General features: G+C 62.4%; 21 protein-coding genes. 6 read left to right on the top strand and 15 right to left on the bottom strand.

The window, feature by feature from the left end:
- Positions 1-8: 8 nt before the first annotated feature.
- The 12 genes from motB to IEI94_RS01165 form a co-directional block, all read right to left on the bottom strand.
- Positions 9-950 carry a flagellar motor protein MotB gene (gene motB / locus IEI94_RS01110; RefSeq protein ID WP_191164731.1) on the bottom strand — a complete coding sequence of 314 codons (942 nt, stop codon included), beginning with the start codon at positions 948-950 and terminating at the stop codon, positions 9-11.
- The gene (gene motA / locus IEI94_RS01115; RefSeq protein WP_191164732.1) at positions 947-1,822 is read right to left on the bottom strand and encodes a flagellar motor stator protein MotA; all 876 of its coding nucleotides are present in this window, start codon (positions 1,820-1,822) and stop codon (positions 947-949) included. Before motA ends, motB begins: the two co-directional genes overlap by 4 nt.
- 161 nt (positions 1,823-1,983) lie before the next feature.
- Positions 1,984-2,568: a flagellar transcriptional regulator FlhC gene (flhC, locus tag IEI94_RS01120; RefSeq protein WP_191164733.1), complete on the bottom strand. Its 585-nt coding sequence runs from the start codon at positions 2,566-2,568 to the stop codon at positions 1,984-1,986.
- Positions 2,569-2,570: 2 nt separating this feature from the next.
- On the bottom strand, positions 2,571-2,900 hold the full coding sequence (flhD, locus tag IEI94_RS01125) for a flagellar transcriptional regulator FlhD (protein WP_191164734.1): 330 nt from the start codon (positions 2,898-2,900) through the stop codon (positions 2,571-2,573).
- Between the two features lie 336 nt (positions 2,901-3,236).
- A complete protein-coding gene (locus IEI94_RS01130; protein WP_191164735.1) occupies positions 3,237-3,521 on the bottom strand; it encodes an EscU/YscU/HrcU family type III secretion system export apparatus switch protein in 285 nt (94 codons plus the stop codon).
- Positions 3,514-4,833 carry a flagellar hook-length control protein FliK gene (locus IEI94_RS22845; RefSeq protein WP_191164736.1) on the bottom strand — a complete coding sequence of 440 codons (1,320 nt, stop codon included), beginning with the start codon at positions 4,831-4,833 and terminating at the stop codon, positions 3,514-3,516. The genes IEI94_RS01130 and IEI94_RS22845 overlap by 8 nt, the downstream gene beginning before the upstream one ends.
- On the bottom strand, positions 4,830-5,258 hold the full coding sequence (locus IEI94_RS01140; RefSeq protein WP_318153334.1) for a flagellar protein FliT: 429 nt from the start codon (positions 5,256-5,258) through the stop codon (positions 4,830-4,832). Before IEI94_RS01140 ends, IEI94_RS22845 begins: the two co-directional genes overlap by 4 nt.
- On the bottom strand, positions 5,255-5,686 hold the full coding sequence (gene fliS, locus IEI94_RS01145) for a flagellar export chaperone FliS (protein ID WP_191164737.1): 432 nt from the start codon (positions 5,684-5,686) through the stop codon (positions 5,255-5,257). Before fliS ends, IEI94_RS01140 begins: the two co-directional genes overlap by 4 nt.
- 191 nt (positions 5,687-5,877) lie before the next feature.
- Positions 5,878-6,729, bottom strand: coding sequence for an ABC transporter permease (locus tag IEI94_RS01150; RefSeq protein WP_191164739.1), 852 nt, complete (start codon positions 6,727-6,729; stop codon positions 5,878-5,880).
- A gap of 3 nt (positions 6,730-6,732) precedes the next feature.
- Entirely contained in the window at positions 6,733-7,983 is a 1,251-nt protein-coding gene (locus IEI94_RS01155; protein ID WP_318153335.1) for an ABC transporter permease, read from the bottom strand.
- 73 nt (positions 7,984-8,056) lie between these two features.
- A complete protein-coding gene (locus tag IEI94_RS01160) occupies positions 8,057-9,172 on the bottom strand; it encodes an extracellular solute-binding protein (RefSeq protein ID WP_191164741.1) in 1,116 nt (371 codons plus the stop codon).
- Between the two features lie 80 nt (positions 9,173-9,252).
- Positions 9,253-10,398 carry an ABC transporter ATP-binding protein gene (locus IEI94_RS01165; RefSeq protein WP_191164743.1) on the bottom strand — a complete coding sequence of 382 codons (1,146 nt, stop codon included), beginning with the start codon at positions 10,396-10,398 and terminating at the stop codon, positions 9,253-9,255.
- A 218-nt stretch (positions 10,399-10,616) separates the two neighbouring features.
- On the opposite strand from IEI94_RS01165, the gene IEI94_RS01170 reads away from it, so the two are divergent.
- Both IEI94_RS01170 and IEI94_RS01175 read left to right on the top strand, forming a co-directional pair.
- Positions 10,617-11,111, top strand: a complete 495-nt coding sequence (locus tag IEI94_RS01170; RefSeq protein ID WP_191164745.1) for a hypothetical protein — start codon at positions 10,617-10,619, stop codon at positions 11,109-11,111.
- Positions 11,108-12,337: an MFS transporter gene (locus tag IEI94_RS01175; protein ID WP_224749852.1), complete on the top strand. Its 1,230-nt coding sequence runs from the start codon at positions 11,108-11,110 to the stop codon at positions 12,335-12,337. Before IEI94_RS01170 ends, IEI94_RS01175 begins: the two co-directional genes overlap by 4 nt.
- On the opposite strand, the gene IEI94_RS01180 is transcribed toward IEI94_RS01175, so the two are convergent.
- Both IEI94_RS01180 and pyrC read right to left on the bottom strand, forming a co-directional pair.
- Complete coding sequence (locus IEI94_RS01180) at positions 12,318-13,232, bottom strand: DMT family transporter (RefSeq protein ID WP_318153336.1); 915 nt, start codon at positions 13,230-13,232, stop codon at positions 12,318-12,320. The genes IEI94_RS01175 and IEI94_RS01180 overlap by 20 nt on opposite strands.
- The gene (gene pyrC, locus IEI94_RS01185) at positions 13,233-14,267 is read right to left on the bottom strand and encodes a dihydroorotase (RefSeq protein ID WP_191164747.1); all 1,035 of its coding nucleotides are present in this window, start codon (positions 14,265-14,267) and stop codon (positions 13,233-13,235) included.
- 298 nt (positions 14,268-14,565) lie between these two features.
- On the opposite strand from pyrC, the gene IEI94_RS01190 reads away from it, so the two are divergent.
- From IEI94_RS01190 to IEI94_RS01205, 4 genes are all read left to right on the top strand, one after another.
- Complete coding sequence (locus IEI94_RS01190) at positions 14,566-14,976, top strand: hypothetical protein (protein ID WP_191164749.1); 411 nt, start codon at positions 14,566-14,568, stop codon at positions 14,974-14,976.
- A 94-nt stretch (positions 14,977-15,070) separates the two neighbouring features.
- Positions 15,071-15,676 (top strand): outer membrane beta-barrel protein, encoded by a 606-nt coding sequence (locus IEI94_RS01195; protein WP_191164751.1) that lies wholly within the window; start codon positions 15,071-15,073, stop codon positions 15,674-15,676.
- A 251-nt stretch (positions 15,677-15,927) separates the two neighbouring features.
- Positions 15,928-16,776: a glycine betaine ABC transporter substrate-binding protein gene (locus IEI94_RS01200; protein ID WP_224749853.1), complete on the top strand. Its 849-nt coding sequence runs from the start codon at positions 15,928-15,930 to the stop codon at positions 16,774-16,776.
- Positions 16,777-16,854: 78 nt separating this feature from the next.
- Positions 16,855-18,891, top strand: a complete 2,037-nt coding sequence (locus IEI94_RS01205; protein WP_191164755.1) for a CocE/NonD family hydrolase — start codon at positions 16,855-16,857, stop codon at positions 18,889-18,891.
- A 4-nt stretch (positions 18,892-18,895) separates the two neighbouring features.
- On the opposite strand, the gene IEI94_RS01210 is transcribed toward IEI94_RS01205, so the two are convergent.
- On the bottom strand, positions 18,896-19,756 hold the full coding sequence (locus tag IEI94_RS01210) for a nitrilase-related carbon-nitrogen hydrolase (RefSeq protein WP_191164757.1): 861 nt from the start codon (positions 19,754-19,756) through the stop codon (positions 18,896-18,898).
- Positions 19,757-19,848 lie beyond the last annotated feature (92 nt).

Below are 19,848 nucleotides of genomic sequence, written 5' to 3' on the forward strand. Positions count from 1 at the left end.
TTAAACCGCTAGTCGTCGCCCAGCGTCTCTTCTAGCCCTTGACGAAACTCCTCGACCGGCGAGGTATCGATCTCATCGGCAAGCCGGGAGGCAGCTGGTGACGGCACGCTCCCCCCACCTGGCAGCCCCTGAGAGCGGATCGCCTCGGCCGAGCGCTCATCGAGCACCACAATGGCGATACGACGATTGACCGGGTCATCGGGTGCCGTGTCGGAAAGCGGCACACGATCCCCCATGCCGGCCACCCGCAACAACTTGTCGGGGTCGAGTCCACCGGCCACCAGCTCGCGACGAGACGCGTTGGCACGGTCGCTGGAGAGCTCCCAGTTGCTGTAGCCGCGGTAACCGCCAACATAGGGCAGACTATCGGTATGCCCACTCAGACTCAGTGGATTGTCCATCTCGTTGAGCAGCGGTGCGATGGCGCGCAGCAGGTCACGCATGTAGGGCGCCACGGCATCGCTACCCACCTCGAACATCGGTCGCTGCTCGGTATCCACCAACTGCACTCGCAGCCCTTCGGGGGTCATGTCGAAGCGGATCTGGCGGCGCAACTGACGCAGCTGCGGATCCCCTTCGATCAGGGTCTCCATACGCTGCTGAAGATTGCGGAAGCGCCGGATCTCATCGCTGCTGCGACTCTGGGTGCGCATGTCGATGCGCATCCGCTCACCCTCTTCATGCGCCGGATCAGGACCACCACCAGGAATCGCGCTGTCGCTGGAGGAGGTGCGATCGCCGCCGGCAATCGCCACCGACAGGGGGGTACTAAAATACTCGGCAACGCTTTGCAGCTGCTCCTCGCTGGCCGTGGCCAGAATCCACAGCACCAGGAACAGCGCCATCATCGCAGTCATGAAATCGGCCAGGGCAATCTTCCAACTGCCCCCGTGATGCGCGTGGACGACCTTCTTGCGCTTGATGATGATTGGGCGGCGATCCTCGCTCATGCGCCCCCCGTACCAGTGCTCTTGGCAGCGCGGACGTGATCTTCAAGCTCATTGAAGGTCGGACGCTCGGCGGTATGCAGCGCCTTGCGCCCGAACTCCACTGCCAGTTGGGGAGCGTAGCCGTTGAGACTTGCCAGCAGCGTCACACGAATGCACTGCAGCATCTTGACCGCTTCATTGACCTGGCGGTCGATGCGACTCGCCAACGGATTGACGAAGCCATAGGCGAGCAGAATACCCAGGAAGGTCCCCACCAGCGCATGCGCGATCATGTAGCCCATCTCATCGGGCCCCGCATCGGCAGCACTCAATGCCTTGATGACCCCGAGCACCGCCGCGACGATACCAAATGCCGGCAGCGCATCGCCGACCTTGGCCAGCGCATCGGCAGGAATATGCGCCTCATGCTCGAACGCCTCGATCTCATGCTCCATCAACTCATCGATCTGGTGCGGATCCATGTTGCCGCTGATCATCAGCCGCAGGTAATCGGTGAGAAAGCCCATGATCATCGGATCGGCCTGAATCTTGGGATACTCCGAAAACAGCGGGCTCTCCTGGGGGTTATCGATATCTCGCTCGATGGCCAGCATGCCGTCGCGGCGGGCCTTGGCCAGCAGCTTGTACTGCAGGGCCATCAGCTCCATGTAGGTTTCCTTGTTGTACTTCACCGTGCGCTTGAGCTTGGAGGTAGTTCGCAGGGTCGCGATCATCGCCTTGCCGTTGTTGGCAGCGATGAAGGCACCTAGCGCCGCGCCACAGATCATCAGGATCTCGGTGGGCTGGTAAAGAGGCCCGAGGTTGCCGCCGGCAAGCGCAAAGCCGCCGAATACGGAGAAAGCAACGATCAAAAATCCAATAGGTATCAGCACGACCTGTATCCTTTGCTACGGCATGGGTGGCTTAAACACAGTTATCGGCATAAACCCGGCTGGCTTGAGGGCGAGTCGATAAAAACTTGTGTCGCTGCAGCCACCTTGGAAACGAAAAGCCCCGCGCCGGAAGGCGCGGGGCTGGCATGGCACCGGGAGAATCAGCGCACGGAGGTAACTATCGCGGAGGGCTCGAATGACGAGACCGCCTTGGCCTTGGCCGCGGCCAGGCGCTTGCGGGTCTTACCCGCCCGCGAGGGGGGCTGGCAGATACCGCATACAAAGTCATGGCATGGGGTATGAGCGTGGGCCACGAAATGGCCACCGCAACTAGTGCAGGGGTTCAGCTCGAGCATTTCGCTCTCGAAGAATCGAATCAGCGTCCAGGCACGAGTCAGACCCAAGACCGGCTCGGCATCGTCCAGCTCGACCTGTTCGAGATAGAGCCGGAACGCTTTGACGAACGCCTCCATTCGATCACAACCGTGATCCTGCTTGAGACGTAGATAGATGTTGTAGAACAGCGAGGAGTGGACGTTGGGCATCCAGGTGATGAACCAGTCAGTGGAGAACGGCAGCATCCCCTTGGGCGGTGACATGCCGCGCACCTCCTTGTACAGGCGAATCAGCCGCGCCCGACTCAGATCAGTCTCGGTCTCCAACACCTGCAGGCGGGCCCCGAGCTCAATCAACTCGATAGCCATCTGCACCTGCCGCATCTCGGTCACCAGGCTCTTGTCCGCCATGACTACCCCTCCCGAAGCGCAGTCAGGCCCGCTGGCGCAGCCGCCATCAGCAGCGCCGCGTGGGTCTGGGAGAGGCCCTGCTCGCGCTGATTATGGGTCAGCTTACGCAGTTGATCGGGATCGTCGTAGCAGAGTCGGCACAGCAACTGATTGGTACGCGACAGCTTGCTCAGCTGCTTGGCTGAGAGTGTCGCCAACAGGTCAGCCATCTCTTCGGTGAGTTTTAAACGGAACATCGCCGATGCACGGTCTTCGCTGATCAGGCGCTGCACCAGCAGCAGGTAGGACAGGTTGAGGTCCTGGATTTCGTCCAGAATGGTGTCGGTAGTCATGTAAGTGTTCCCTGCGATTATTCGTTTTCAGGCCGAGCTCTCGTGGCTCTGGGCAGTTCAGATGCTATGCCCTTATAATTTTTTGCCCTTTAGGCTCCCGCCTCGAGTACCAGCAACTGGTACAGATTAGGATGGACATAGTGTGAGACTTTTTCATGATGCCTTTCAACACCCAGACTCAACGGCCTGATGAAAACGTCGCACGGCTTGACCTGGATCAGATGCTACATAAGGAAGGGAAAACAGGACGTTAAGCGAAATTGCAAAATTTCGCCGTATCGAATTAGCGACATCACGCCTTGTATACAGAGACAATTTATTACAATTTGTCTCCCATCACTGACGCTTTTCTTCCTCCACCGACAGCTCACGGGCCCAGATCAGCAGCTCCGCGATCACTTCATACAGGGTCGGCGGTATCCGCTCATCGATGTCGAGCTGCATCAACAGGCTGACCAACTCCGGGGCGTCATGCACGAAGAGGCCCTGACGCCGCGCCTCGGCAATGATGCGCTCAGCCAGATCACCATACCCCCGCGCCAGCACCCGCGGCGCTCCATCGCTCTCCTGATAGGCCAACGCGACGGCCTGGCGTCGCCGGGGCCTTCCGCGCTCACTCATATCGCTCCTCCTCGTCTACCCGCAGCCGAGCCAGCAGCGATACCTGGCTGAATCCACGCGCGGTCAGGCGATCGTGCAAGACCTCCTTGCCCCCCTCCAGGCGCTCCACCACCTGCTGCGAGGCGCTCTCCAGCGTCAGCGCTACCCGCTCCCCCTTGAGACGCAGGTCGACCTGGATCTCGCCCAGCGCGGGCAGCGTCAGCGACAGCGTAGAGTGCCAAGCCGGCTCCTCATCCGCCTGGCCGGCGTCCTCGTCACCCTGCGAGCGACGCTCACGCTCATCGGGCAGCTGAATCATCAGCGCCATGAAAATGCCCGACCACACATCGCCTTCCCAGCGCAGTACCGGCGTCACCAAGACTTCCAGCTGGTGTCGAATCATCCCCTGCAACAGCTCATTAGCCGACTCGACAAGGCCGCCGCCGGCGCGCATAGCGCTCGGCTCGGCAATCTCCGCGGCCTGGGCGGCAAAGGCTGCGGCGGCTTGGGCCGGCAACATCTGCGGCGGCGAATTGGCACTGAGTGGCGCGCCTGAAAGGCCTTGCTGGACAGACGGAGGCGCCGGCGTAGATAACGGTATATTTCCCATCATGGCGCCTGCGCCAGCGGACGCCGCCCCGCCCTGCTGCGGGGCTGATGCGGCGCCCAGCCCGGCCAGCGTAGCCGGAGTACTCACCGGCAAGAAGGGGCCGCTGAAGACCAGCGCACCGCGCGGCGACTGGGGCGCCGCCGGCCACTGCATGACACTCCCGGGAGGCGTCACCAGCACCGGTGCAGCAGGCACCGCCCGCGCCCCCTGGCTGAGCTGCATCTGGGGCTGGGCCTCGAGCGCCTGGCGCGGCAACTCACCGCGGTACCAGCGCCCGAGGTGAGATTCGTAGAACAGACCGCTCTGGTTGATCGACGCTTTCAGCTGCGCTGCCAGCTGTCCGGCGGAGACGTCTGCCTGCTGAGCCGAGGCGATCAGCGGCACGGCGGGGCGCAGCGCCGAGGGCGGTGCGGGAAACTTCATCAGAATATCGGCAATGGTACGTGCCGACTGGCTGAAGTGGGTATGGGTGGAGGTGGGGGCATTGCCGGTGGGCATCGCCGGCCCGGGAAGGCTAGTGCCTTCGCGCGCGGCAGCACCGCCCAGCCCTGGCAGACCAGGCTGGCGCGAGTCGAGGCGCGAGTCACTATGTACCGCCCGAGTGGCACGACTCGGGTCGGTAGGACGAACCGGCTCATTCAGCTCACGCTGAACCGGCACATCGACGCGCTTGCCCAGCACCTGATGCAGCAGAGTGTCGAGCAGCGGAGTGATGCCACTCACGAGGCGCCTGGCGTTTCACGGTTGCCGACGAACACATACTCGGCGTCGACGACGTTAGTGCCGCTGGCGGTGCGATAGGCCCGACTCAGGTCGCGCCTGCGCTGACTGGTGCCAATCAGTGCTCCCAGCTCGTCACGGCGCGCCACCAGTCGCTCCCGCACCTCGCGGTCACGTTCGAGAATGGCCTCGAGCAGCGCCGCCTTGCGTTGGCGATGAGGGGCGTCGAGCACCAGCTCCTGCTCCATCCGCGACAGGCGCTCCACTTCGATCACATAGCGTGATTGCAGCTCGATGAGCTCTCCCCACGCTTCATCACGCGCCAGCTTCAGCATGTCATCGGCCTGTGCACGCAGCGCTTCATAGCACTTGATGACCAAGGCCTGCTTGTCTGCCGCCGACAACCCATGGCGATCCTGCCCGCTCACTGGCCGCTCGCTTGCATGCCAGGCTGGGTGCCAATATCACGCCAAGCGGTGCCAATATCGTCGAGCAGCTTGGACGCTTCCTCGAGACTCTGCTCATCGTTACGCAGATTGGCCGCCAGCAGCAGGCGGGCAATATAGTCGTAGAGCGACGCCAGACGCTGCGCGACCTCACCGCCGCGTTCGGCGTCCAGCGCGGCCATCAGGCCGTTATTGACGATATCCAGCGCCTTGGAGATGGCCTTGCCCTTCTCTGCCGCATTGCCGTTCTGCATATGAATCCGTGCCGCCCGAATCGATGCCAACGCACCATCGAACAGCATCACGATCAGCTGGTGTGGGCTGGCTGACATCACGCCACTCTCGACGCCGACCTTGGCGTAGGCATTAGCTCCGCGGCCATAGGCGGCCGCTCCACGCATCGCACTCATGTGAGGGTTCCTCTTTATCGATGGCTACCTTTTTACCAGCCTTGCTGACAACCGGTCATGGGAAAAGGCTTGGCGTTGGTGGTCAATTCAAACTATCGGCCCCGCTTCACCGATCTTTAGCCATGTTCGACCACAAATGGCTGCGCCCGGCCAAGGCCGGGCGCAGCGTCACCTCCACCAGCGAGACAACATCAGCCGGGCGTCACCCCACGCAGGCGCTCACCGCGCCGGCGCAGCAGCTCGAGGGTGGTAAGCATCATCATCGACAGCAACACCAGCAGGGTCGCCACGGCCAGAATGGTCGGGCTGATCTGCTCGCGAATCCCCGACCACATCTGGATCGGCATGGTGCGCTGCTCCGGCCCGGCAATGAACAGCACCACCACCACCTCGTCGAAAGAGGTGATAAAGGCGAACAGCGCCCCCGATACCACTCCTGGGGTCACCAGCGGCAGCACCACCTTGAAGAAGGTCCGGGTAGGATTGGCGCCCAGGCTGTGGGCCGCGCGAATCAGCGTGGTATCGAAGCTCGACAGGGTCGCAGTGACGGTAATCACCACGAACGGAATGCCCAGCGCGGTATGTGCCAGGATCACGCCGAGGTAGGTCTGCGCCAGATTGATACGCGAGAAGAAGAAGAACATTGCAGCCGCGGAAATGATCAGCGGCACGATCATCGGCGAGATCAGCAGCGCCATCACCAGGCCCCGAGCCGGCATATGTCGGCTCGACAGCCCCAATGCGGCAATGGTGCCCAGCACGGTTGCCAGGATCGTCGATGCGATACCAATGATAAAGCTGTTCTTGATCGCATTCAGCCAGCGACTGGAGGTGAAGAAGTCCTGGTACCAGCGTAGCGAATAGCCTGCCGGATCGAAGGTCAACATCTCCTGGCTGAAGGTGAAGTAAGGCTGCGCATTGAACGACAGCGGGATGATGATCAACAGCGGGCCGATCAGAAAAAGAAAGATCAGCGCGCAGATCCCACGAAACACGTAGTACCAGATTCGCTCACCGCGAGTGGCATAGGAAGGAATCGCCATGTCTTACCCCAGTTTGACCTTGTCGACGCCGATCAGGCGATTGAAGACCATGTAGAACACCACCACCACGAGCAGCAGAATCGATGCTATCGCTGCCGCCAGGCCCCAGTTCAAGGAGGTCTGCATGTGATAGGCGATATAGTTGGTAATGAAGCGTCCCGACTGTCCGCCCACCAGCGCCGGCGTAATGTAGTAGCCGATCGACAGGATGAATACCAGGATTCCCCCGGCCGCCATCCCCGGTATGGTGAGCGGGAAATAGACGCGCCGAAAGCTGAGAAACGGTTTCCCGCCCAGCGACCTGGCCGCACGCATGTAGCTCGGTGGGATGGTCTTCATTACCGAGTAGAGTGGCAGAATCATGAACGGCAAGAGGATATGCGTCATCGCCACCACCGTACCGATCTTGTTGTGAATCATCTGCCAACGCGCCTCATCGGCAATCACACCGAGGAACACCATCACATCGTTCAACACCCCCTGGGACTGCAGAATGGCGATCCAGGTAGTCGTACGCACCAGCAGCGAGGTCCAGAACGGCAGCAATACCAGAATCATCAACAGGTTGGAGTGTCGCAGCGGGAGACTCGCCAGCAAGAAGGCAATCGGGTAGCCGAGCAGCAGCGTCATCAGCGTGATCAAGCCACTCATCCAGAACGTCCGCCAGAACAGATTGACGTGAATCTGCAGATTGTCAGGGGCTCGGGTAATCTGCCCGTCCGGTGACAGTTGGCGGTCGACTGCCGCCAGATAATAGGAAGGCGTGTACAAGCGCGCCTCGCGCTGAATGATCTTCCAGGTATCCAACTCTCCCCAGCGCGCGTTGGCCTCGATGACGCCCTCGCGATAGGGTGGATCCATGGTCCGCAGCCCCCGCGCCGTGCGGTTGATCGCCGAGCGCATGCCGGAGCGTTCATAGTTGAGGCGGCTGGCCAGCAGCCCCAGATTGCGGGCTTCCTGCCCCTCGAGAAGGTCCTCGACCAGCGCTTCGAACACCGGCTCACCGGGAACGTCCTGGCGGTCCCAGTCTTCCAGCGCTGCAACGGTGCGCGGCAGATGATTGACCACCTCAGGATTCGCCACGCTACGCGAGAGCATCTCGAAGATCGGAATCACGAAGGCAATCATCAAGAACAGCAGTAACGGCGATACCAGCAGCAGCGCCTTGAATTTGGAGCGTCGTACAGCGCGACGCAGGCTGACCTTGAGCGGCACACCATCGGCCGTGGTCAGCGGAGCAGCAGAGTCAGACACGCGGACCTCACCATCAGTCAGTCGGCAGGAAAAAAGACGCCGCGCCACTCGAAGAGTGGCGCGGCGTGAGGTCTTACTGTGCCAGCCAGGCGTCGAAGCGCTGGCTCAACTCGTCGAGGTAGTCGGCCCAGAACTCGTCGTCCTTCTGAATCGCCGTGGCGAAGTTGGGCTCGTAGGTCGGCATGTGGGTTTCCATCTCAATGCCGCTCTCTGCATGGGTCGAGACCAGGTCAGAAGAGGACAGCCGCGCCGGGCCATAAGAGATGTACTGGGCCTGATCGGCCAGCCGCTGAGTATCGGTGGCGAAGTAGAGATAGTCGCGGACCTTGTCCAGCTTGCCGGTAGGCACGACCCAGCCGTCCAGCTCGAACACCTGGGCATCCCAGATGATCTCGAACGGCTGATTCTCGCTGACCATGGCGTCGAAGATACGGCCGTTATAGGCCGAGGCGAAAGCGACCTCCTGGTCAGCCAGCAGCTGTGGCGGCTGAGCACCCTCTTCCCACCAGATCACGCTGTCCTTGATGGTATCGAGCTTGTCGAAGGCGCGCTGAATGCCCTCCTCGGTCTCGAGCATGTCATAGACGTCGTCGCGGTCCACACCATCGGCGATCAGCGCCCACTCGAGGTTATTGATCGGACGCCGCATCAAAGCACGCTGGCCGGGATAATTCTCGAGATCGAAGACGTCCTCGATGGTGCTGGGCTGAGCATCCTCCGGGAACATGTCGCTATTGAAGGCGACAATATTCGAATAGACGATCGAGGCGACAAAGCACTCACCCAACGCGCCGTCGACGAAGTCCTCGCTGGGCGGCGTACCGTCCGGTGCATCGGCCAGTAGCTCGTCGTGATCCAGCGGTTCGATCAACCCCTCGGCGCAGGCGATCATGGCATCCGCCGGCAGCATGTCGACCAGGTCCCAGGTCACATTGCCCGCCTGGGACTGAGAGCGCAGTCCGGCCAGGGCATTGGCGCTCTGGTCGATATTGACGATCTCGTCGCCGGTCATCTCCATCCACGGTTCATGATAGGCGCGCTCCTGGCTCATGCTGTAGGCGCCACCCCAGGAGACGATATTCAACGTCTGCCCTTCGGCATGGGCGGCGACCGCCACTGCCAGCGCCGAGAGTCCGGCAACAGCGACACCGGTACCTTTAACGACACGCTTACGAATAATGCTCTTCATGGTGATTCTCCAATTGTTGTTGTTGCCACTTGCCGCCGGCACCGTTGGATGCCGCATCACGGCGATCGACTGACGCCCCCTCAGGCATCCAGTGCGCGACAGTCGGCGCTCGACCAGCCCACCTGAATCTGCTGACCGGGACGCATGACGCCAAATCCCTGCGCATTGGGCGTCTTGAGAATGAATTCATCGTTGCCACACACCGAGAGGCGAGTGCGCAAGTGATCGCCCAGGTATATGACCTCCTGCACCGTGGCGGTAAACTGATTGTCAAACTGCTCCGCGGCATCGCCGTGCAGGATGCTGACCCGTTCAGGGCGCAGCGACAAGGTGGTACGCGAGCCCACGCCACCTACCGCTACCGGCTTGGCGATCACCGTGTCACCGCTGTCGAGACGCACCTTGCAGTCGTCACCGACGCGTTCGCTTACCTCGCCCAAAAGGCGATTGTTCTCGCCAATGAAATAGGCAACGAAGGCATTCTCCGGCCGCTCGTAAAGTTCATCCGGGGAGGCCAGCTGCTGGACCACGCCGTCGTTGAAGACCGCGATGCGATCGGACATGGTCAGCGCTTCGGTCTGGTCGTGGGTAACGTAGATCATGGTCACCCCGAGGCTGGCATGAATGCGCTTGATCTCGTACTGCATCTCCTCGCGCAGGTTCTTGTCGAGCGCCCCCAGGGGCTCATCCATCAGCACCAGTTCGGGCTCGAACACCAGCGCCCGAGCCAGCGCCACGCGCTGCTGCTGACCGCCGGAGAGCTGCGCCGGCCGACGGTCGCCGAACTCCTCGAGACGCACCATCGCAAGCGCCCGAGCCACCTTCTCCTTGGTCTGCGCCTTGCTGAGATGGCGTACTTCGAGGGGAAAGGCGAGGTTCTCGGCTACGGTCATGTGCGGAAACAGCGCATAGTTCTGAAACACCATGCCGATGCCGCGCTTGTGGGGAGGCAAACCGCTGATCGGTTCGCCCTTGAGAAGAATTTCGCCGTGGGTAGGCGTTTCGAAACCCGCCATCATCATCAGGCAGGTCGTCTTGCCGGAGCCCGACGGCCCCAGCAGCGTCACGAACTCGCCCTTGCGGATGTCCAGGTTGAAATCCTTGACCACCAGTTCGACGCCGTCATAACTCTTCTGGACGTTGGTAAAACGCGCAAAGATTTCGTGGGCGTCTGCCTGGTCAGACGTCGCGGACGCCACCGACTCAGCTTCCGAAGTATCGATCATGCCACTTCCCTGAATTTGTCGTTGTTTTGTAAACCACTGCGTCGACATTAGTCGCAGCCGGGGGGGACCACAACCCCACCAGGGGACAATCAACGTTGAATATTACCTGTGCTGCATTTATGCATGTTGACTAACGAACGCCTGTTTACATCTCGACACGGGTCAGTGCCTTGATGCGTGGTAGAATTAAGTCCCATTTCCGCCGAAGATCTCGCTGCATGCTCGACTGGTTCAAGCGCAACAAGTTACCTGAGGCCTGGGCCGTCAAGCAGATCGACAACGACCTGCTGCATCTCTGTGGCCGTGGCCAGCTCGAGTCCCACGAACGCAACGCCCTCAAGGCACTGCAAGAGAACCGTTTCGACGGTGCAATTCGCATGCACGACAGTGCCCTGGTGCTCAATACCCGGCTATTTGCCGCCCTCGCCCCCGTCGAGGAGCTGACCTTGGTTGGCCAGGATCAGGCCGAGTGGCAGGGCAAACGCTATTGCGTCTCCTGGGTCCCCCAGCGCTGCTGGGTCTACGAGGGCCGACTCACCGTCACCCATGGCCAGATCAATGGTATTCCTCAGCGCATCAGCGTCGAGGACGTCTCGGCGATTCGCGACAAGGCGGCATCCGTCAGTCATGACGAGTCCAACGTCCAGTTCACCTCCCTCGACGCCCTGGAGATACTTCCGCCGCTCGACAAGGACCCCGACCGCCGCCGATGAGTGACGCACCTCTCCCCGCGCAGCGTGGTGCTCACCGCTTGGCCGCTTTCATCGGCCTGATGGTGCTGGTAGGGCTCAACCTGCGACCGGCCCTCTCCTCACTCGCCCCGCTGCTGGGACGTATCCAGCAGGAAGCTGGCCTGACCCCCTTGGGGGTCGGTGCCCTGACGACCCTGCCGGTGCTATGCCTGGGACTATTTGCACCGCTGGCGCCGCGGCTATCACGCCGCCTGGGACCGGAGCGCGCACTCTCCCTGGGCTTGCTGACGCTAGCCGTAGCACTGGTGATTCGCGCCTTGCCCCACCTGTGGCTGCTGTTTATCGGCACGCTGCTGGTGGGGGCGGCTATCGGCGTCTGCGGCAGCCTGCTACCCGGCCTGGTCAAACGTGAGCTGCCTCGCGGCGCCGACCTGATGACCGGCGTCTATACCATGGCGCTGTGCCTGGGGGGCGCTCTCGGCGCCGGTATCAGCGTGCCGCTGGCCAACCTGCTCGGCAGTTGGCAGCTGAGCCTGGCCAGTTGGTCGATGCTGGCGCTGGCCGCCTGCCTGGCCTGGCGACTCGGCATGCCTCAGCCCCGTCCTGTCGCAATCTCTGCTGGCCAGGCAACGGTGCCGATCTCGCTGCTGCGTTCACCGCTGGCCTGGCAGGTCACCGGCTTCATGGGCAGCCAGTCGTCGCTGGCCTACATCGTGTTCGGCTGGCTGCCGGTATTGATGCAGCGACGTGGCCTGAGCGAGGGCGAAGCCGGCTGGCTGTTGGCAATGTCGGTGATGTCTCAGCTGCTCGCCGCCCTGGCTGCCCCCTGGCTGGCCCGCCTGGGGCGCGACCAGCGCCTGGCGGCGCTGCTGCTGCTGGGGGCAAGCGCCGCCGGCCTGCTGATCCTGCTGCTTGGCTCACTGGAAGCACGCTGGCTCGGGGCCGCCCTGCTCGGCATTGGCCAGGGCGGTTGTTTCAGTCTGGCGCTGACCCTCATCGTACTGCGCAGCGGCACCTCCCAGCTGGCCGGCCAACTCTCCGGCATGGTCCAGGGCATCGGCTACTGCATGGCCGCCGCCGGACCGCTCAGCGTCGGCGTGATGCTGCAGTTCGGGGCCAGCAACCGGCTGATCAGCCTGCTGTTGATGCTGATCACCGGCGTCGCCGGGAGCTGCGCGATGCTGGCCGGTCGCCAGCGGCGGCTCGATATCGAGCAGGGCCAGTTGGTCACCCGCCCGGCGCCGTGACCCGTCGCTGCGATACCGCCACCCCGAGCAGGATCAGTACCAGTGCCAGCAGATGATTCCAGGCCAGGCGCTCGGCCATGAACAGCGTACCGATCATCACCGCCCACAGTGGGATCAGATAGTTGATCAATGAAAGAAAGGTCGGCCCGGCAGCGGCAATCAGCTTGAAATAGACCACGCTACCCGCCGCCGTGCTCATGACCCCGAGCAGCACCACCGCCCACAGCGCCGCAGCGGAGGGGTCAGGCATCGGCAGCGCCACGCTCCACACCGGTGCCAAGGCCATCGGCAGCGTCAACAACATTGCCATTCCCAGCACCACCGCCGAGGTGGCATACACGTCGCTTGCCGGCTTGCGCCGTGCCACGATGGTGTTCACCGCATAGCAGATCGAGGCACCCAGCACGGCCAGTTGGGCGATCAGGGTTTCCCCCTGCCCGCCCAGCTCGGCCAGAGCAGCCGGTCCGATCAGCACCACGATACCGGCGAACCCCACCACAAAGCCCACGACTCTATGCCGCGCCAGGCGCTCACCATCGATGAAGAAGTGTGCCAGCACCAGGGTAACCAGCGGCATCGCCGCCATCAGGATACCGGCCAGACCGCTGTCGATCCGCTGCTGCCCCCAGCTGATCAGCAGGAACGGCATGGCGTTGCCGATCACCGCGATGACCGCCATATAGCCCCATACCCGCCGGCCCCTTGGCAGGCCGCGACGCCATACCAGCAGCAGACCACATAGCAGCAGCGCCGCCACCGCATTACGCCCCATTACCACCATTGACGGCGTCAGCTGTGCCACGGCAATCCGCGTCAGCGAGAACGAGCTACCCCACAGCATCACCAGGCTGAGCAACAGCCCCCAGTGCGACCAGGGGCGTCCTGCAGGCGTCACTCAGAGTAGACGCCAGGGGAGCGTCTCACCTGCCAGCAGCGGCACGATCACGCCATCACCGACATAAGGTAGCGTCTCGGGCAGCTGCCAGCTCTCGTGCGCCAGGGTTATCTGACGCGGGTTGCGCGACAGCCCATAGAAGTCCGGCCCGTGGTGGCTGGCGAAGCCTTCCAACTGGTCGAGCTTGCCGGCCTGTTCGAACGCCATGGCGTACAGCTCGATGGCCGCCGGCGCCGTAAACGCCCCGGCGCAGCCGCAGGCCGACTCCTTGTCACCACGCGCATGAGGAGCGCTGTCGGTACCGAGGAAGAACTTGCGGCTGCCCGAGGTCGCCGCCGCCAGCAGTGCATCACGATGCCGCTCACGCTTGAGCACCGGCAGGCAGTAGTAGTGCGGCTTGATGCCACCGACCAGCATATGATTGCGGTTGAACAGCAGGTGGTGGGCGGTGATGGTGGCAGCGATATTGGCCGAAGACTCACGCACGAAGCTCACCGCATCCTCGGTCGTGATGTGCTCGAACACCACCTTGAGTTGTGGAAAGCGGATCAACAGCGGCGCCATCACCCTTTCGATGAAGACCGCCTCACGATCGAAGATATCGATCTCGGGACTGGTCACCTCACCGTGCACCAGCAGCGGCAACCCGACCCGCTCCATGGCCTCGATCGCCCGCGAGCAGTGGTCGATATCGGTCACCCCGGAGTCCGAGTTGGTGGTCGCCCCAGCCGGATATAGCTTGACCGCATGCACGATGCCGCTGGCCTTGGCCCGCTCTATCTCGTCCGCTGGCGTATTGTCGGTGAGATACAGCGTCATCAGCGGCTCGAAGGTACTGCCCTCGGGGAGCGCCTCGAGGATGCGCTGGCGGTAGGCGACGGCCTGTTCGGTGGTGGTCACCGGCGGCGTCAGATTGGGCATGATGATGGCACGGCCGAACTGGCGCGCGCTGTAGGCCAGCACCGCGGCCAGGGCGGCACCATCACGCAGGTGCAGGTGCCAGTCGTCGGGTTGGGTCAAGGTAATCTGAGTCACGGGCGGCCCTTAGTTGAAAAATACGCTGTCGTTATACCATCGCATGGCGAAAATCCGGGCCATTATAGACGAACGCTGTCGCGCTGTTTATCGTCGCGACATTTCTTCTTGCCGCCCTCCTGCCAAGCGCCGCGGCAAGGTGGTTGAATGAGGCCATGAACCCGCTGCAGTGGCTTGGCTGTGCCCTGATCTTTACCGCATTGCTGATCAATCGCTGGCACTGGGTGCGCCGGCTATGGCATAAACGCTCCGCAACATAAGGTAGGCTGGTCGCGATAAGCAGAGACAGGACACGATAATGCTAGCGGTACGCACGTCGGGCGATTTCGTCGCCCTGTTAGAAGGTGGCCTCTGGCTGTTGCTGGCATGGTCGGTCAGTTATTCAGCAGCGATTGGCGAGCCGCTGCCCAGCGTCGCCATGCTCAGCGTCACCGCCACGCTGGTATTCGTCTGCTGGGCGCATCGACCGTTTCGTCTCACCCTGCAGCGCTACCGCATCCGCCGTCGGCGCACCGAGATGCTGATGCACATCATTGCACTGCCGCTGCTGCTGGCCCTGTTCTTTGGTGCATTGATCGAGGGTCTGTTGACGCCGCTCAGTGGCCAGCAGAAAATGCTCATGTACAATGTCTTGGCCACGTCGGGGTGGCTGGTATTCGCCCTCACGCTACTGATCAAGTACCTGCTGTTCCGACTCTCGTCGCGCTAAAGCAGCCGACTGATTGGAAGGTGGCCGCCAAACAGACTAAGGTAGTAGCACTGTGTCGCCATAACGTGACACGCAACGCATACCCGGGTAACCCATGAATAGCTCGCTTCATCGTCTATCGCGCTACGCGCTGATACCGGCCATGGCACTTGCCATGGGGGCCGCCTTGGCCGATGAAGACGCCATACCCCATCACGTCAACGGTGACTTTACCGAGCTGGCGATACTCGACAACGGCGTGGTGCTGGAAGGGGCTGAAATGGCCATGCCGGACGGCGCCACTTCAGGTTTTCGTCTGCTGGCCGGCTACATGCTGCCCAAAATGCCCAACCTAGGCATCGGTGCCGAAATCACCTACCTGGTCACCGACGAGGCCCCTACCGCCATCGACAACCAGCCGGTGCTACTCAACACCACCAGCCTGCAGGGAGCCGTAACGGCCGGCTTGCACCTGGGCAGATTCAGTCTGTTCGCCAAATCCGGCCTGACCGACTGGAGCGGCGACCTGGAGACCACCCTGGCCGGCAGCGACTCCCAGGAAATGGATATGGCCATGGGCGGCACCGCTCAGGTCCACGGCTTCGGCGCACGCATGAACTTCACCCCCCGCACCGTGGCACACCTGCAGTATGAACGCATCGATGCACCGCGCCTCGAGCACCTCAATCTCACCACGGCCATGATCGCTTACCACTTTTAGCCCTCCCCCTTCAGCGTCCCCTGATACGGGAAGCTACCGGCCAGAAGCATCTGCCAACCTGTCAATACATGCATCTATGATCGAGCAGCGGCATCGCCTCGAAGAATAAGTCATAACAATGGCAGGTATTTCAGATGCTCATCAGGCAGCGGTGATCCGCATGCTACCATCGTTTGATTATTACAAATCACACCGCTGGGGACATCACAATGCCACGTATCTCGAAAACATTACTGGTTTCCGCCATTGCCATGACGGCTTCTTTCGGTCACGCCAACGCCGATGAAATCGTCGTAGGCGGGTTAAATTATACCGAGCATTTACTGCTCACTTCGGCTACCGCCCAGTACCTCGAGCATCATGGCTATGAGGTCGATCAGCGCGAAGGCCTTGGCACCAGCGTGCTACGTCAGGCGCAAGAAAATGGTCAGGTCGACCTGTATTGGGAATACACCGGCAACTCGGTGATCCTGTTCAATGAACAACCCCAACCCGAGAACGCCGAAGAGACATATCGCATTGCCAAGGAATTGGATGCCGAAAAAGGGCTGGTATGGCTCGACCCTACCGATACCAATAACACCTACGCCCTGGCCATGCGCGAGGACGACGCCGAGGCCCGTGGCATCGCTACCATGAGCGACCTGGCCGACGCACTGAACGCCGGTGAAGAACTGGTACTCGCCTCGAATGCCGAGTTCTATGCCCGGGACGACGGCCTGCGTCCTCTCCAGGAGGCCTACGGTTTCGAGTTTCCCCGCGACCGTGTGACGAGAATGGACTCCGGCCTCACCTACAATGCCCTGCGCGACGAGAATGCCGATGTCGCGCTGGTATTCGCCACTGACGGCCGTAACGGCGCGTTCAACTTCCGTGTACTCGACGATGACCAGGAATTCTTTCCCGTTTATGCGTTGGCGCCGGTCGTGCGCGAAGAGACTCTCGCCGCACATCCCGAGCTAGAGGAGCTGCTCAACGCCATGGCCGCGACACTCAACGATGACCTGCTGATCGAGCTCAACAGTCGCGTCGATGTCGAAGGCGAAGAAATCGGCCGCGTGGCGGCCAGCTACCTGGCAGAGCACGGCCTGATCGATTGATTGACATGCAATGCCCCAGGGGGCACCGCTTATCGCGCCGCTCCCTGGTCATACGTCCCGGCCAAGAGTCTTATCCCTATGTTCCCCAGCGGTGCTCAACCCGATAGCCGCGAAGTGCAGGCATTCCCCCTGCCGATTACCGAGACCCCCAACCTGTGGATTCCGCTACCCGATGGCACGCGACTGGCGGCCCGGCTATGGCGGCCTGCGGAAGGCTCACCGGTACCGGCCATCATCGAATGCATCCCCTACCGCAAGCGCGACGCCACCAGTATCGACGACGAGCGCACGCACCCCTACTTTGCCGGCCACGGCTATGCCGCGCTACGAATCGACCTGCGCGGCAGCGGCGAGTCCGATGGTGTACTCGAGGACGAATACCTGCCCCAGGAGCAGGATGACATCATCGCGGCCATCGCCTGGATCGCCGAGCAGCCCTGGTGCAGCGGCGAGGTCGGCATGATGGGTATCTCCTGGGGCGGCTTCAATTCGCTGCAGGTCGCCTCGCGACAGCCGCCAGCACTCAAGGCCATCATTGCCGTCGGCGCCACCGTGGACCGCTACCACGATGACGTGCACTACAAAGGCGGCTGCGTGCTCAACGAGAATTTTGGCTGGGCCGCCACCTCGCTGTCATTCATGTCACGCCCTCCCGACCCAGCGCTACGAGACGACTGGCGTGAGCAGTGGCGGCACCGGCTCGAACGCCAACCGTTCGTTGCCGAAAACTGGTTCGCACACCAGACCCGCGACGCCTACTGGCAGCATGGCTCTATCTGTGAAGACTACCGCCGCCTGAAGACGCCGGTCCTGGCCGTGACCGGCTGGGCCGATGCCTACGTCAACTTCGTGGCCGAGCTGATGCAGCACGCCACCTGCCCACGACTCGGCATCGTTGGCCCCTGGCCGCATGCCTACCCGCATGTTGCCATGCCGGGCCCCACCATCGGCTTCCTGCAAGAAGCCCTGCGCTGGTGGGACTACTGGCTGAAAGGCCGGAACACCGGCATCATGGATGAGCCGCTCTATCGCGTATATTGCCAGCAATTTTCCGGCGCAGACCCCGACAGCCTGCACACCCCGGGGCACTGGCTCGGCGAGCCGAGCTGGCCGACGCCCAAGGTGGCCGACACGACCTACCCGCTGGGCGACGGTACTCTGCACGCCACGCCTCCCGACGATACAACCTGTCCACCGCTTACGCTGCGTGCCCCGGCCGACAACGGCCGCCAGTGTGGGGAATACATTCCCCACTGCAGCGGACCAGAAATCGCCGGCGACCAGCGTCAGGACGATGCCCACTCCCTGGTCTTCGATAGCCAGCCGTTAAGCGACACCTTGACCCTGCTTGGCCGTCCACGACTCGCCATGCGCGTCAGCGTGGATCAGCCCCAGGCCAACCTCATCGTGCGGCTGTGCGACGTCTCGCCAACCGGTATTTCACAGCGCATCAGCTACGGCGTGCTGAATCTCTGCCATCGGAACAGTCACAGCGAGCCACAAGCGGTGCCCTGCGACACGCCCCTTGACGTCGAGGTCTCGCTCAACCAGGCCTGCCACCAGCTGGCTCCGGGCCACCGACTGCGCGTCTCCGTGACCACCGATTACTGGCCGCTGGTATGGCCCAGCCCCCGTCCGGTTACCCTGACGCTCTATCCCGACGCGTCGCAGCTTCATGTACCCGAACGCAGCTCGCCCGCGATAGAGATCCCCGTGCACTTTGCGCCAGCAGAACATGGCGGGCCACTACACAGCCGGCAAACGCGGCACGGCAGCCACCGCCGCGATGTCGTGCACGCCCTGGCAGATGGCCACACCCGACACGAAATCGTCGACGACTTTGGCGAGGTCACCTACGACCACGGCCTGGTCAACACCGCCAGCGCCGATGAGCGTTACCTTATCGATCCACGCCACCCGGACAGCGCGCGGATGAGCAAGAGCTGGACCCAGCACTTCAGTCGCGGCGACTGGCAGGCCCACACCGAAACCTGGGCGGCACTACACTGCGACAGCGAGTGGTTCTATCTCGAGGCCCGGCTTCAGGCCTACGAGAACGGCGAACGCTTCATGGACCGGCGCTGGAGCACCAGGCGCAAACGCCACCATGTCTAGAGGGTCACTCTCCCCGTTCCACCCGCGCCCGACGTGCCATCAACGAGGCCACCAAGGGCGTATCGGCATCACGGTGGGTCGGCATGGCAAAACGCGCCGCCTCGATATCGGCCATGTCGAGGTCAGCCGACACCACCCCAACGCCGTCCTCGGCGCGGGCCAGCACCCGGCCGCCCGCATCGACGATACAGCTGCCGCCCCAGAACCAGGCATCACCCTCGGCGCCAGAGCGGTGCGCCATTACCAGCGGCGTGCCGTACATCATGGCGTAGAAGCGCAGGCACATCTGCCAGTTGGCCTGATCATCGAAATCACCATCGACCATGCCAGTGGCCGAGTTGATCGAGGTCAGCAGCACATCGGGCCGCTCGAGCATCGCCGCATGCACCAAGCCGGGATTCCACAGATCCGCACAGATCGTCACACCACAGGCCAGCCCCCGCGAGGTTACCTGCGTAAGGCGCTGCCCCTTGCTGAACACCTTGCCCTCTTCATGCGCCCCATAGGTGCAGAGATTGACCTTGCGATGCACCGCCAGCACCTCACCGTTCTGCACACACGCCACGGCGTTGGCAAACTCACCGCGCCCGATACGTTCGACGAACCCGACTACCGCCAGCATCTCGCCCGCCTCTCGGGCCAGTCTCAGCAGGCGTGGATCATCGGCTGCCATCGCCACCGCCGGTACCCGCGCACCGAGGCCGTAGCCCGTCAGCGACAGCTCGGGGAACACCAGCACATCGGCCCGTTGCGACCTGGCCTCGGCGATCAGTTCACGATGCACCGACATATTGGCCTCGAGGTGTCCCAGCTCGCAGTTCATCTGGGCAGCGGCGACACGGTAGCCTTCGGCGGAGTGGCTCATGGCGGGGTTCCTTCACAAAGCAACTGGCGAATGGGCCCTCTACTTACCACGCCCAGCCATCAGTCGTCACTCACCGCTATCAGGGATGAAGC

This window comes from Halomonas sp. ML-15, assembly GCF_014779595.1.
Lineage (GTDB): Bacteria > Pseudomonadota > Gammaproteobacteria > Pseudomonadales > Halomonadaceae > Franzmannia.